This is a genomic window from Oleiphilus sp. HI0043 (assembly GCF_001634935.1).
This window is the reverse complement of the sequence record NZ_LWEY01000172.1, coordinates 1-733: the sequence shown is the minus strand read 5'-3', so window position 1 is coordinate 733 and position 733 is coordinate 1. Positions and strand designations below refer to the sequence as shown.

1 protein-coding gene is annotated in these 733 nt (G+C 46.8%); it reads left to right on the top strand.

The window, feature by feature from the left end; translation table 11 throughout:
• Position 1: 1 nt before the first annotated feature.
• Positions 2 to 733 (top strand): tRNA (guanosine(37)-N1)-methyltransferase TrmD (gene trmD / locus A3729_RS03120; protein WP_068633139.1); only part of this gene is annotated, 732 nt, incomplete at its 3' end.

Genomic DNA, 733 nt, shown 5'->3' with positions numbered 1-733 from the left:
TATGCATTTTGGACTGGTTACGCTTTTTCCTGAAATGTTTCGCTCTCTAGAAGATCATGGTGTCGTTGGGCGGGCAGTAAAGAAAGGGCTAATAGCTCTGGATTATTGGAATCCTCGAGAGTTCACCCATGATAAGCACCGTACGGTCGATGATAGACCTTATGGTGGTGGCCCGGGAATGTTGATGAAAGTGCAGCCTTTGCAGGATGCTATTCACGACGCTAAGGCAAAGATGGTGCAGGACCTAAAGCACGATCAGCCCGAGAAGGTGGTATCACTACGTACTGTATACCTGTCACCTCAAGGACAGCGCCTAGACCATAAGAAAGCTGTGGAACTGGCTGAATATGACGGATTGATTTGCGTCTGTGGTCGATATGAGGGAGTTGACGAGCGCTTAATCGAAGCTGAAATTGATGAAGAAATATCAATTGGTGATTTCGTATTGAGTGGTGGTGAGCTTGCTTCAATGGTATTGCTGGATACCATTTCCAGGTTAATACCTGGGGTATTGGGGCATAGTGAGTCGGCAACCGAGGATTCGTTTGCTAGTGGTTTGTTGGATTGTCCTCACTATACTCGTCCAGAAGTTTTTATGGGTAAGCCGATTCCTGATGTTTTGATGTCGGGTAATCATGAAAAAATTCGCCGCTGGCGCCTTAAACAATCCTTGGGGCGAACATGGCAGCGACGTCCAGAGTTGCTGGACAAAATAGAATTAGATAGCGAGCAG